This is a genomic window from Streptomyces sp. NPDC046712, assembly GCF_040645695.1.
Classification (GTDB): domain Bacteria; phylum Actinomycetota; class Actinomycetes; order Streptomycetales; family Streptomycetaceae; genus Streptomyces.
Window position 1 is genome coordinate 24,143 of sequence record NZ_JBEYYW010000037.1, and the last position, 11,907, is coordinate 36,049.

Below are 11,907 nucleotides of genomic sequence, written 5' to 3' on the forward strand. Positions count from 1 at the left end.
GTACGACCACCCGCACGTCTGCCCGTACGATCGAGGGCGTGGCAGGTCAGGGGTGTGGAGCGGCGCGGAGGGCGGCAGTCTGTCTGCTGGCCGGCCTGCTGGCCCTCGTCGGGTGCACTGCCCCGGAGCAGCCCGACCCCGCGCCCCGGGAGATCCAGACGCTCCTCGACCGGCACGCGCGGGCGCTGCTCGACCGGGACGAGACCGGCTACCTCGCGGCGCTCGACCCCGCGCTCGCACCCGCCGCGCGCACCGAGTTCGACCGGCTCGCGAAGATCCCGCTGGGCGGCTGGAGCTACCGGGTCACCGACGTCGACCGGGCCGGCGAAGGCCGGGCCACCGCCAGGGCCGAGCTCGGTTACCGGATCAAGGGCTACGACTCCGGGCCCGCCACCACCGAGCGGGTCCTCGACCTCACCGAGCGGGACGGCCACTGGTACGTCACCGGTGACCGGCCCGCCGCGGGCGCCCCACAGCAGCTGTGGCAGCAGGGCGAGGTCCGGACCGTGACAGGCCGACGCAGCCTCGTCCTCGGCGTCGGCCAGAGCGAGGAGCGGCTGCGGGAGATCGCGGCCGCCGCCGACCGGGCCGTCCCCGCGGTCGGGGACGCCTGGCAGGGGAACTGGGCGGGCCGGATCGTGGTCCTCGTGCCCGCGTCGGTCGAGGCCATGGGCGGGCTCCTCGGCGCGCCGGCCACCTCCTACCGGGGCATCGCGGCCGTCACCACCGGCGAGATCGGTGGCGGCCCGCAGGCGCCCGCAGACCGGGTGATCATCAACCCGGACGCGTACACGGTGCTCGGCGCGTTCGGCCGGCAGATGGTCCTCACCCATGAGACCACCCATGTCGCGACCCGGGTCCAGACCACGAAGGCCACGCCGGTGTGGCTGTCCGAGGGCTTCGCCGACTGGGTCGCCTACCGGGGCACGGGCCGAACGGCCGCCCAGGCGGCCCCGGAGCTGCGCCGCGCGGTCCGCGCCGGCGACCTCCCGGCGGTCCTCCCGGGCGACGACGCCTTCGCGTTCGGCGGCGACGCGGACGCCCTGGCGCGCGCGTACGAGGGCGGATGGCTGGCCTGCTCGCTGATCGCCGAACGCTGGGGCGAGGCGAAACTGACCGCCTTCTATCGCGCGGTGGGCGCCCACCCGGGCCGCGCGGGCGCGGTGGAGAAGGCCCTTCAGGAGGTCCTGGGCACCACCCCGGAGTCCTTCACGGCCGACTGGCGCGACTTTCTCCGGGCGCGGCTGGGGTAGTCGGGGCGGGCGCCTCAAGCTGTTCCAGCGCCTCCGTCAGCCACTGCTTCTCTGCCGTGCCCGTCGCACGGGCGATGCGCAGCATGCCCTGGCGGAAGAGGTCCGGCTCCTCCTCGGCGCGCACGGGGGCGCCGTCCTTGTAGAAGAAGCTGGCCGGGGTGTTCAGGAAGGCCTGGCGGCGGCGGAGAACGGCCGCCTGGGCCGCGCGGTCCGGGAGCAGGCCCAGGAAGGACAGCAGCGTGAAGAAGCGCTGGCCGTCGGTGATCTCGGCGTCCTTCGGGTCGCGGAGGCGCGCGAACAGCTCCTCCCGGCCCTCGGCGGTCAGCGACAGCATCCGCCGTGGCGCCGCGCTCGTGCCCGGTTCCGTACGGCGCTCCAGCAGCCCCGCCTTCACCATGCGGGTGATCGCCGGGTAGAGCGCTCCGTCGCTGACCGGGCGCACATGGCCGCTCAGCCCCTGGATGCGGTCCTTCAACTCGTACCCGTGCAGCGGCTTCTCGTACAGAAAGCCGAGGATCGTCAGCTCCAGCACCCCGCTCCTCCTTCGCGCTTGTCCCGGACCCGTGCGCCATGCTACCTCTTTTCGAGATACCTCTGATCGAGGTATCTCGAAAAGAGGGGGCTGTGATGGAACCGGGACGCACACATCGACGCACACTGATCCGGCTCGCGTACCCCGTCTACTGCGAGCTCCTCGCCGCGGTCGCCGCCGGGATCATCGGCATGGTCTGGGTCGCCCGCCTCGGCGGCGACGCCGTCGCGGCCGTCGCCGTCGCCACCAACGTCGAGAACGTGGCTCTCGGCGTCGTCCTCATGGCCGCCTCCGGCACCACCGTCCTCGTCGCACGCGCCCGCGGCGCCGAGGACCCCGCCGCCGTACGGGCCGCCGTCCGCGGCGGTCTGCTGCTCGGCGCCCTGCTCGTCCCGCCCGTCGCCCTCGGCGGCTACCTGCTGCGCGAACCCCTCGCCCGGCTCGTCCTCGGCGACGCCGACACCCCCGCACTCGCCCTCGCCACCGCCTACTTCGCGATCTCGCTCCCCGGTACGGCGGTCTTCTTCGCCACCACCGTCCTCGACGGCATCCTCAAGGGCGCGGGCGACACCCGCACCCCCATGCGCCTCGCCTTCCTCGCCAACGGACTCATCCTGGTCCTCGACCCGCTGCTCATCCACGCGTACGGGGTGCGGGGCGCCGCCCTCGCCACCGTCACCGGCCGCACCGTCGCCCTCGGCGCCGGACTCCTCGCCCTGCGCCGCAACCCGCTCCTGAAGGCCGCGCGGGCCGCCCGGCCCTCGGAGGGGACGGTCGCCGCCCTGCGCCGTACCGTCGCCACCGGCCTGCCCATGTCCGTCGACTTCGTCGTCCGGATGGCCGGGGCCCTCGCCCTGGTCGCCGTCGTGGCCCGGCTCGGCGTCACCCAGGTCGCCGCGTACGGCATCGCCACGAAGGCCATGTACGTCGCCACCATGGCCTTCTACGCCCTACGCCAGGCCGCCGCCATCCACACCGCGCACCTGCTCGGTGCCGGTCACGACGAGCGCCGGGCCGTCGGACGGCAGACCCTGCTGCTCGGAGGCGTTCTCGGCACGGCCGCCGCCGGCCTGCTGTTCCTCACCGCAGGCCCGGTCATGCGCGGCTTCGGCGCGGAGCCGGACGTGGCGGCCGCCGGCGCCCTCTTCCTGCGCTGCCTGGGCCCCCATCTGGTACTCATGGCCGGGTTCATCGCCCTCGCCGGGGTCTTCGAGGGCAGCGGCGGCAGCCCGAAGCTCGCCAGGATCACCGTCGCCGGCGTGCTGACCCAGCTCCCACTCGCGTACGCGTTCTCCGGCCTCGGACTCCCCGGAATCTGCCTGGCGATGGGCCTCGCGACGGCGGGGCAGTGCGCCGCCCTCGGCGTCCTGCACCGCCGCACGTCCGCCGGGGCTCAGGCGACCGGCAGGGTCCTCGCCCGCTCCGGCTGAGGAACCGGAGTCACCACGGGGGCGAGACGCGGCTCCGTGACCGTCTGGCGCCACAGGATGCGGCAGGCCGAGACCGAGGCGGCGACCAGCAGACCGTTCCGTATCAGCAGCAGCGTGATGCCCAGCGGATCGCTGTCCGTCACGTGCGAGAACCACACCGGGAACTCGAACTGCGTCACCGCCGTCGCCCACACCACCAGATGCGCGGGACGGCGCATCCGGCTCGCCCGGTAGGCCAGGCACACGGCGGCCAGACCGACGAGCCAGATCATGTACTGGGGGCTGATCACCCGGCTCGTCGTGGTGAACAGCAACACCGCCACGAACGCCGCGTCCGCCGGGGTCGACGTCGAGAACGCGCGGGCCCGGATCCGCCACACCAGCAGCCAACCGAAGGAGGCGACGGTCAGCACCATCGCCGCCGTGGAGACCGTGGAGACGTACGGGCCGAGGAACTCGATCGAGCCGTAGTTCATCCGCGCCTCGCCGTCCCAGCCGAGGTGCCGGGCCACATGGAAGAGCATCGCGCCCAGGGACTCGAGCTCCAGCCCCCGGTCGCGCTGGAAGGTCAGGAAGGCCAGCGCCCCCGGCGCCGCGAGCACGCACAGGAGCAGCAGCCCGGCCGCCGCGCCCGCCGCCGTCGACCAGGAGCGGAAGGTGGCGCGGCCGCGCGGGGTGCCCGCGAGCAGCAGCGCCGGCCAGACCTTCAGCATCGCGCCGAACCCGGCCAGCGCGCCGAGCACTCGTGGCCGGGAGAGCCCGGCGAGGAGCGCGGCCACGGCGACGGCGGTGACCATCAGGTCGTACCGGGCGTACGCGGTCGGGCCGAGCAGCGGCACGCCCGCGATCCAGATCCACGCGCCGTGCGGGCTCCGGCCCCGGCGCCGCCCCGCGTACATCAGCAGGCCGAAGACGAGGGCGTCGCACAGGAAGGCGAGCACGAAGAAGGCGGCCGAGTACCCGAGGAACGGCAGCAGCGCGGGCGAGAGGATCGCCAGGGCGGCGAGCGGCGGGTACTGCCAGGTCACGTCGTCCAGCGGGTACGTGCCGGTCTTCAGGACCTCGAACCAGCCCTGGTAGATCTGCTCTATGTCGCTCGTGACGTCCGGCCCGGGGACGGTGACGACCTTGAAGACACAGAGGAGCAGGACGACCCGGGTGAGTCCCCAGAGGAGAACGGGGTTTCTTCTCGCGCGCTCGGCAGCCGTACCCAGTACGCCCGTCATTCCTACCTCGTCCATTCCTGTGGGTCCGTCGGTCCGCGCCTGCGGAGGGTGTGTTGCCGGGCGGGGGGTGCGGTCACGTACATTCGGCGACGATGCACAAGACCCTGATCGTAACCAACGACTTCCCGCCTCGCCCCGGCGGAATCCAGGCGTTCCTGCACAACATGGCGCTGCGTCTGGATCCCGAGCGGATCGTGGTCTACGCCTCCACGTGGAAGCGCAGCCGCGAGGGGATCGAGGCGACCGCCGCGTTCGACGCGGAGCAGCCTTTCACGGTGGTGCGGGACAGCACCACCATGCTGCTGCCCACTCCTCGGGTCACCGCGCGGGCGACCGCGCTGCTGCGTGAGCACGGCTGCGAGTCCGTGTGGTTCGGGGCGGCGGCGCCGCTCGGCCTGATGGCCCCGGCGCTGCGCCGCGCGGGCGCGCGGCGGCTCGTCGCGACGACGCACGGGCACGAGGCGGGGTGGGCGCAGCTGCCGGCCGCGAGGCAGCTCCTGCGCCGCATCGGCGAGAGCACGGACACCATCACGTACCTCGGCGAGTACACGCGCTCGCGGATCGCGACGGCGCTGACGCCGGCGGCGGCCGGGCGGATGGTGCAGCTCCCGCCGGGCGTGGACGAGAAGACCTTCCACCCGGGCTCGGGCGGCGAGGCGGTACGGGAACGGCTCGGGCTCAGCGACCGCCCCGTCGTCGTGTGCGTCTCGCGGCTCGTCCCGCGCAAGGGCCAGGACACGCTGATCCGGGCCATGCCGGAGATCCTGCGGCGGGTGCCGGACGCCGTGCTGCTGATCGTCGGGGGCGGCCCCTACGACAAGGACCTGCGGCGGCTCGCGGCGACGACCGGGGTGGCCGATTCCGTACGGTTCACGGGCGCGGTGCCGTGGGAGGAGCTGCCGGCCCACTACGGCGCCGGCGACGTCTTCGCCATGCCCTGCCGCACCCGCCGCGGCGGCCTGGACGTCGAGGGCCTCGGCATCGTCTACCTGGAGGCGTCGGCCACCGGCCTCCCGGTCGTCGCCGGCGACTCGGGCGGTGCGCCGGACGCGGTCCTGGACGGCGAGACGGGCTGGGTCGTCCGCGGCGACGCCCCGGCGGAGTCCGCGGACCGCATCGCGACCCTCCTCCTCGACCCGGCCCTCCGCACCCGCATGGGCGACCGCGGCCGCGCCTGGGTCGAAGACCGCTGGCGCTGGGACCTGCTGGCGGAACGCCTGAAGGAACTGTTGTAGCCCCACGCCGGACTGCCCCCTCCTTCGCCTCTCCTCCCCAGGAGGGGCGAAGGGCCTCCTGCGTTCCCCCGCCCGTCCGCGAAACGGGACGGGCCCCCGCAGGGCGCGCTCAGCGCCCCGCGGGGGCCCGTCGAGGTCCCGGGTACCCACCGCGCCCTACGGGCGGTAGATCGCCTCGATCTCGTCCGCGAAGTCCTTCGCCACCACGTTGCGCTTCAGCTTCAGCGACGGGGTGATGTGGCCCGCCTCCTCCGTGAACTGGGCCGGCAGAATGCGGAACTTCCGTACCGACTCCGCCTTGGACACCGCCGCGTTGCCGTCGTCCACCGCCCGCTGGACCTCGGCGACGAGATCCGCGTCCTCGCGCAGCGACTCCGCCGTCGAGCCCGCCGGCTTGCCGTGCTCGCTCGCCCAGCGGCCCAGGAACTCCTCGTCCAGGGTCACCAGCGCGCCCACGAACGGGCGCCCGTCGCCCACCACCATGCACTCCGCGACCAGCGCGTGCGCCCGGATCCGGTCCTCGATGACCGCCGGGGCGACGTTCTTGCCGCCCGCCGTCACCAGTATCTCCTTCTTCCGGCCGGTGATCGCGAGGTAGCCGTCCTCGTCCAGCGTGCCGATGTCACCGGTGTGGAACCAGCCGTCGGCCAGCGCCTCCGCCGTCGCCGCCTCGTTCTGCCAGTAGCCCGTGAAGATGTGCTCGCCGTGCAGCAGCACCTCGCCGTCGTCGGCGATCCGCACCACCGAGCCCGGCAGCGGCTGCCCGACCGTGCCGATCTTCTGCCGGTCCCACGGGTTGAACGCGGTCGCCGCGCAGGACTCCGTCAGGCCGTAGCCCTCCAGGACCGTGAAGCCGATGCCGCGGAAGAAGTGACCGAGACGCTCACCGAGCGGCGCGCCGCCCGAGATCGCGTACTCGCCGCGCCCGCCGAGCACCGCCCGCAGCTTGGAGAAGACCAGCTTGTCGAAGACCTTGTGCTTGAGCTTCAGGCCGAGGGACGGACCCTGCGGCGTGCCGATCGCCCGGCTGTACGCGATCGCCGTGTGCGCCGCCTTGTCGAAGATCTTGCCCTTGCCGTCCGCCTGCGCCTTCGCGCGCGCCGAGTTGTAGACCTTCTCGAAGACGCGCGGCACACCCAGGATCAGGGTCGGCCGGAAGGCGGCCAGCTCGTCCGTGAGGTTCTTGATGTCCGGCACACAGCCCAGCTTGATCGGGGCCATCACCGAGGCGACCTCGACCAGACGCCCGAAGACGTGGGCGGCGGGCAGGAAGAGCAGGACCGAGCACTCGCCGGTCCGGAAGAGCGGCTTCAGGCGCTCCACCACGTTGCCGCACTCGGCGAAGAACGCGCGGTGCGTCAGCACACAGCCCTTGGGGCGGCCGGTGGTGCCCGAGGTGTAGACGATCGTCGCCGGGTCGTCGGCGTGCGCGCTCGACATCCGCTCGTCGAGCAGTTCGTCGGAGACGTCCGCGCCGGTGGCGGTGAGCCGCGCGATCGCGTCGGCCTCGATCTGCCAGACGCCCTTCAGGGCCGGCAGGTTCGCCCGTACCGACTCCACCGACTCCTGGTGGGCCGCGGACTCGACGAGGACGAGCGAGGCGCCCGAGTCGCCGAGGATCCACTGGATCTGCTCCGGCGAACTCGTCTCGTACACCGGCACGGTCACGGCGCCCGCGCTCCAGATCGCGAAGTCGAGGAGCACCCACTCGTACCGCGTTCTGGACAGCAGTGCCACCCGGTCGCCCGGCTCCACACCGGCGGCGATCAGACCCTTCGCGGCCCCGCGGACCTCGGCGAGGAACTGCTTGGCGGTGACGTCCGTCCAGACGCCGGCCACCTTGCGTCCCATCACGGCGGTGTCTGGGTGCTGAGACGCGTTGCGGCGGATGAGATCCGTCAGGTTGCCGTCCGAGGGGACCTCGTACAGGGCCGGAAGGCTGAACTCGCGCAAGACTGCTGCTCCTCATCGGGCGCCGGCGCCACGGCTCTGTGTGAATGCACCGGTGCGGTCCAAGATCGGGCAGGTGCTCAGTGGGGGTGAGCACAACTGGACTGCCCGGACGTTACCCATCAGTACTCGGTTCCCGATAGGGGGGTCTGGCCAGATGTTCGGTGCATCACACAGTTGTGGCGGTGCTTCGCGCACAGTAATCCACAGCTTTGCCGACTCGGAAGTAACCGCAGGTCCGACGCCCTACGCTGATCCGCATGAGGATCAACGTGGTCAGTGACGTGCACGGGAACGCCGGCGCCCTCGCCAAGGCGGGGGAGGGCGCGGACGCCCTCGTCTGCCTCGGCGACCTGGTGCTCTTCCTCGACTACGCCGACCACAGCCGCGGCATCTTCCCCGACCTCTTCGGCGTCGAGAACGCCGACCTGATCGTGGAACTGCGCACCGCGCGCCGCTTCGACGAGGCCCGTGACCTGGGGCGACGGCTCTGGTCCGAACTGCGCGTCGACCGGGACACGGCCATCGAGTCCGCGGTGCGCCGCCAGTACGAGGAACTGTTCGCGGCCTTCCCGACCCCCACCTACGCGACCTACGGAAACGTCGACATCCCCGGATTGTGGAGCGAGTTCGCGCGCCCGGGGACCACGGTCCTGGACGGTGAGCGGATCGAGCTGGGCGGGCTGGTCTTCGGCTTCGTCGGCGGCGGACTGCGCACCCCGATGCGGACGCCGTACGAGATCTCCGACGAGGAGTACGCGGCGAAGGTGGAGGCGCTCGGCGAGGTCGACGTGTTGTGCAGTCACATCCCGCCGGACGTACCGGAACTCACCTACGACACCGTCGCCCGCCGCTTCGAACGCGGCAGCACCGCCCTGCTCGACGCCATACGCAGGACCCGGCCGCGGTACGCGCTCTTCGGCCACGTCCACCAGCCGCTGGCCCGGCGGATGCGGGTCGGGGCGACGGAATGCGTGAACGTGGGGCACTTCGCGGCGACGGGACGGCCCTGGTCGCTGGAGTGGTGACGGGCCCCCGGTGAGGGCGCGATAGCCTTCGGTCGGCACGGTTCGTGCCCTGCGATTTTCTTCGAGTTCTCGCCGGACCGCACAGTGGAGGAGCCACAGCGATGGCCGAACACACCAGCTCGAGCATCACCATCGAGGCAGCGCCGGCCGACGTCATGGGCGTGATCGCCGACTTCGCCCGCTACCCCGAGTGGACGGGCGAGGTGAAGGAGGCCGAGGTCCTGGAGAAGGACGCGGCCGGGCGTGCGGAGAAGGTGCGGCTGCTGCTGGACGCGGGCGCGATCAAGGACGACCACACCCTCGCGTACACCTGGACCGGCGAGAACGAGGTCAGCTGGACGCTGGTCAAGTCCCAGATGCTCCGCGCCCTGGACGGCTCCTACCGGCTGGCCCCGGCGGGCGGCGGCACCCGCACCGAGGTGACGTACCAGCTGACGGTGGACGTCAAGATCCCGATGCTGGGCATGATCAAGCGCAAGGCGGAGAAGGTCATCATCGACCGCGCGCTGGCGGGCCTGAAGAAGCGCGTGGAATCGGGGGCGTAAGCCCCCGCACCCCGGGAGCGGCGGCCCCCCGCGGGACGATCGCCCGCAACCCCACGAGGCGGGAGTGCCCGGCGCTGTAACGTTCCCGCCCATGGGGATCATGCTCGTCACCGGGGCCGGCGGAGCCGGCCGGACCACCGTCGCGGCTGCCGCCGCGCTCGCCGAGGCGCAGGCCGGCCGACGCGTCCTGCTGGTGTCCGGCGACGCCGGCGAGTCACCCGGCGTGGACATCCTCCGTCCCGCCCCCGCCGCCGACTTCCGCCGCGAGTTCCTCGCCCTGCAGGCCCGCTCCGGCGCCGCCCTCGACCTGCTCGGCGCCGCGCCCTTCGAGGACGCAGAGCTCACGGAGCTCCCCGGCAGCCACCAGTTCGCCCTGCTCCGCGCCCTGCGCGACGCCGCCGGCGACTGGGACCTCGTCGTCGTGGACCTGCCCCCGCTGCCCGAGGCCCTCGCCCTCCTCGCGCTGCCCGAGCAGCTGCGCCGCTACCTCCGCCGCCTCCTCCCGCCCGAACGACAGGCCGCCCGCGCGCTGCGCCCCATGCTGGCCCAGCTCGCCGGCGTTCCCATGCCCGCGCAGTGGCTGTACGCGACGACCGCCCGCTGGGAGGCCGAGCTCGCCGCCGTCCAGGCCGTCGTCGACGCCCCCACGACCACCGTCCGGCTCGTCGTCGAACCCGGACCCGCCGCCACGGACACCCTGCGCACCGCCCGCCTGGGCCTCGCTCTCCACCGCCTCGCCCTCGACGCCGTCGTGGCCAACAAGCTGCTCCCCGCCGACTCGCCCGACCCCTGGTTCGCCGCCCTCACCGCCCAGCAGCACGAGCACCTGGCCCGGCTCCGTACCGCCCACGACGGGGCCGTGCACGCCCTCCCGCACCTCGGCCGGGACCTCCGCGGCCCCGAGGACCTCGCCCTGCTCGCCGTCGACGCGAAACCCGCCCCGGCCCCCGAGTGGACCGTCGAGGACCGCAGGGACGACGACGGCATCCTCGTCTGGCACATCCCCCTGCCCGGCGCCGTCAAGGACGAGCTCTCCCTCGTCCGCCGCGGGGACGAACTCCTCCTCGCCGTCGGCCCCTTCCGCCGCAACGTCCCGCTGCCGCCCGTCCTGCGCCGCTGCACGGTCGCCGGCGCCGGCCTCGTCGACGGCGATCTGAGAGTCCGGTTCACACCGGACGCCGGACTCTGGCCGAAGACCCCGTGACGCCGTGTACCGTCGACGGTATAAGCCGTAAGGAGTACGCCATGAGCGATTCGGATGCCTGGGCCAAGGCGTGCGCCGAGGACCTGGAGGCCGAGAAGGCCCGCCGTCGCGCCGGCGCGGAGCCCGGCTCGGCCGCGGAGGAGTTCCGCAAGCTCTTCGACGCCGTCGCCGACAAGGTCTCCACGCTGCGGAACCCGCTGATGGGCATGGCCGCGCAGAGCACCGTGCAGCAGTTCGTCAACCAGGCGAAGGCCGCCGTCGAGCCGGTCATCGAGCGCAACCCGCAGGTCTTCGACCACCTCGCCGCCGCCGGCAACGAGCTGCTGGCCGCCTACCGCTCGGCGGTCGAGGGCCACGAGACGCGCTGGACCCGGGACGAGCCCCAGGACCCGCGACGCGAGGAGCCCCGCGAGGACCCCAAGCGCGACGACGAAGGCCCCGGTACCGGGCAGCACATCGACCTGGACTGACCAGGACGGTCGCCCCCCTCGGGTACGGTTGGCCCTAGCGGGGCTCGACCGAAAACTGAGGGACACATGGGACTCACCATCGGCGTCGACATCGGCGGCACGAAGATCGCGGCCGGCGTGGTCGACGAGGAGGGCAACATCCTCGACACGCACAAGGTGCCCACCCCGCCGACCCCCGAAGGCATCGTCGACGCGATCTGCGCCGCGGTGTCCGAGGCCGGCAAGGGCCATCAGATCGAGGCTGTGGGCATCGGTGCCGCGGGCTACGTCGACGACAAGCGCGCCACCGTCCTCTTCGCGCCGAACATCGACTGGCGGCACGAGCCGCTGAAGGACAAGGTCGAGCAGCGGGTCGGCCTGCCGGTCGTCGTCGAGAACGACGCGAACGCGGCGGCCTGGGGCGAGTACAGGTTCGGCGCCGGGCAGGGCCACGAGGACGTCATCTGCATCACGCTCGGCACCGGGCTCGGTGGCGGCATCATCATCGGCAACAAGCTGCGCCGCGGACGCTTCGGCGTGGCGGCCGAGTTCGGCCACATCCGGGTCGTCCCGGACGGGCTGATGTGCGGCTGCGGCAGCCAGGGCTGCTGGGAGCAGTACGCCTCCGGGCGCGCGCTCGTCCGGTACGCCAAGCAGCGCGCCGCCGCCACGCCCGAGAACGCGGAGATCCTCCTCGGCCTCGGCGACGGCACGCCCGAGGGCATCCAGGGCAAGCACATCAGCGACGCCGCCCGGCAGGGCGACCCGGTGGCCGTGGACTCCTTCCGCGAGCTGGCCCGCTGGGCGGGCGCCGGCCTCGCGGACCTGGCGTCGCTCTTCGACCCCTCGGCGTTCATCGTCGGCGGCGGCGTCTCCGACGAGGGCGACCTCGTCCTCGACCCGATCCGCAAGTCCTTCCGCCGCTGGCTCGTCGGCGGTCAGTGGCGGCCGCACGCGCAGGTCCTCGCGGCCCAGCTCGGCAACAAGGCCGGCCTGGTCGGCGCTGCGGACCTGGCCCGCCAGGGCTGACGCCCGCACCTCGTCCGTACGACACG

General features: G+C 72.9%; 11 protein-coding genes. 8 read left to right on the top strand and 3 right to left on the bottom strand.

The features are described from left to right. Positions 1-38 precede the first annotated feature (38 nt). Positions 39-1,253, top strand: coding sequence for a hypothetical protein (locus ABZ939_RS33305; RefSeq protein WP_361863693.1), 1,215 nt, complete (start codon positions 39-41; stop codon positions 1,251-1,253). Here ABZ939_RS33305 and ABZ939_RS33310 read toward each other — a convergent pair. Then, the gene (locus ABZ939_RS33310) at positions 1,210-1,785 is read right to left on the bottom strand and encodes a PadR family transcriptional regulator (RefSeq protein ID WP_361863695.1); all 576 of its coding nucleotides are present in this window, start codon (positions 1,783-1,785) and stop codon (positions 1,210-1,212) included. The genes ABZ939_RS33305 and ABZ939_RS33310 overlap by 44 nt on opposite strands. Positions 1,786-1,880: 95 nt before the next feature. Between ABZ939_RS33310 and ABZ939_RS33315 the strand changes: the two genes are divergently transcribed. Continuing rightward, positions 1,881-3,215: an MATE family efflux transporter gene (locus ABZ939_RS33315; protein WP_361863698.1), complete on the top strand. Its 1,335-nt coding sequence runs from the start codon at positions 1,881-1,883 to the stop codon at positions 3,213-3,215. Here ABZ939_RS33315 and ABZ939_RS33320 read toward each other — a convergent pair. After that, the gene (locus ABZ939_RS33320; protein ID WP_361863797.1) at positions 3,179-4,441 is read right to left on the bottom strand and encodes a glycosyltransferase family 87 protein; all 1,263 of its coding nucleotides are present in this window, start codon (positions 4,439-4,441) and stop codon (positions 3,179-3,181) included. The genes ABZ939_RS33315 and ABZ939_RS33320 overlap by 37 nt on opposite strands. A gap of 92 nt (positions 4,442-4,533) precedes the next feature. Here ABZ939_RS33320 and ABZ939_RS33325 point away from each other — a divergent pair, with 92 nt between their 5' ends. Beyond that, positions 4,534-5,676, top strand: a complete 1,143-nt coding sequence (locus ABZ939_RS33325) for a glycosyltransferase family 4 protein (RefSeq protein ID WP_361863701.1) — start codon at positions 4,534-4,536, stop codon at positions 5,674-5,676. A gap of 156 nt (positions 5,677-5,832) precedes the next feature. On the opposite strand, the gene ABZ939_RS33330 is transcribed toward ABZ939_RS33325, so the two are convergent. Further along, positions 5,833-7,629, bottom strand: coding sequence for an AMP-dependent synthetase/ligase (locus tag ABZ939_RS33330; protein WP_361863704.1), 1,797 nt, complete (start codon positions 7,627-7,629; stop codon positions 5,833-5,835). 257 nt (positions 7,630-7,886) lie between these two features. On the opposite strand from ABZ939_RS33330, the gene ABZ939_RS33335 reads away from it, so the two are divergent. The 5 genes from ABZ939_RS33335 to ABZ939_RS33355 all read left to right on the top strand — a co-directional run bounded on the left by ABZ939_RS33335 (position 7,887) and on the right by ABZ939_RS33355 (position 11,881). After that, positions 7,887-8,654 carry a metallophosphoesterase gene (locus ABZ939_RS33335; protein ID WP_361863706.1) on the top strand — a complete coding sequence of 256 codons (768 nt, stop codon included), beginning with the start codon at positions 7,887-7,889 and terminating at the stop codon, positions 8,652-8,654. 101 nt (positions 8,655-8,755) lie between these two features. Then, entirely contained in the window at positions 8,756-9,199 is a 444-nt protein-coding gene (locus tag ABZ939_RS33340) for an SRPBCC family protein (RefSeq protein ID WP_361863709.1), read from the top strand. Positions 9,200-9,290: 91 nt separating this feature from the next. Further along, positions 9,291-10,403, top strand: a complete 1,113-nt coding sequence (locus tag ABZ939_RS33345) for an ArsA-related P-loop ATPase (protein WP_361863712.1) — start codon at positions 9,291-9,293, stop codon at positions 10,401-10,403. 41 nt (positions 10,404-10,444) lie between these two features. After that, positions 10,445-10,873 carry a DUF5304 domain-containing protein gene (locus ABZ939_RS33350; RefSeq protein WP_361863715.1) on the top strand — a complete coding sequence of 143 codons (429 nt, stop codon included), beginning with the start codon at positions 10,445-10,447 and terminating at the stop codon, positions 10,871-10,873. Positions 10,874-10,939: 66 nt separating this feature from the next. Then, positions 10,940-11,881, top strand: coding sequence for an ROK family glucokinase (locus ABZ939_RS33355; protein ID WP_361863718.1), 942 nt, complete (start codon positions 10,940-10,942; stop codon positions 11,879-11,881). The last annotated feature ends 26 nt before the right edge of the window (positions 11,882-11,907 follow it).